We start from the raw sequence: 778 nt of genomic DNA, 5'->3' as shown, positions 1-778 counted from the left end.
GAAATCAATGCTGTATCGACTCTGGTCATTCTCGTCAGCGTCATCTTGATTGTTATTTCAACCCGTCTTACCCGTGAAACAGCGGCTGTCGCACCAGGTACTGTCGACGTCGCGTCTACCACCTCTTCGAAGGAAACTCCATGACGCATTTTGCCCAGGGCGGCTTCCGCCGCCGAGCACTCCTCAAGGCAGGAGGGCTTGGACTTGCGGGTATCTTTGCAGCCCCTGCGCTCGCCGCCTGCGGATCATCCAAGGGAAGTACCCGGCTCACAGATACCAAAGTGGACGGAGACATCGGGGGAACTCTGAATCTCCTAACTTGGGAGGGCTATGCCGACCCTTCATTTGTCTCAGAATTTGAATCGCGAACTGGCGTGAAGGTCAACGCCAGCTACGTCGGCAGCAACGATGAAATGATCACAAAGCTCCGGTCAGCCAAGGGGACCTACGATCTAGCGTCCCCATCATGCGATTCAACCGGCGCCCTAATTGACGCTGGCCTCGTGCGCCCCATTGACCAGAACCGGGTGCCACAGCTCGGCAACGCGTTTCCGAAGTTCAGAACTGCAGAGAACGTTGTAATTGACGGTCTGACCTACGGCACGCCAATGATGTTTGGCTTCATTGCCCTCTTAGTTAATGCAGATGTCCTCAAGGACCCTGCACCGAACTGGTCGCTGCTGTGGGATGAAAAGTACGCAAAGCGCAGCACTGTCTGGAATGACATCTCTTCCATCTGGAATACATCCTTCCACCTTGGTCAGGAGAACGTGTTCTC

The 778-nt window shown here is 54.9% G+C and carries 1 protein-coding gene; it reads left to right on the top strand.

Translation table 11 applies throughout. The features are described from left to right. Positions 1 to 140: 140 nt before the first annotated feature. The coding region (locus ACIKT0_RS19405) for an extracellular solute-binding protein (RefSeq protein ID WP_407106900.1) at positions 141 to 778 on the top strand (638 nt) is incomplete at its 3' end.

The organism is Hansschlegelia beijingensis (assembly GCF_045505405.1).
GTDB lineage: Bacteria > Pseudomonadota > Alphaproteobacteria > Rhizobiales > Methylopilaceae > Methylopila > Methylopila beijingensis_A.
The sequence above is the reverse complement of the archived record's forward strand: the minus strand, read 5'-3'. Positions and strand labels throughout refer to the sequence as shown.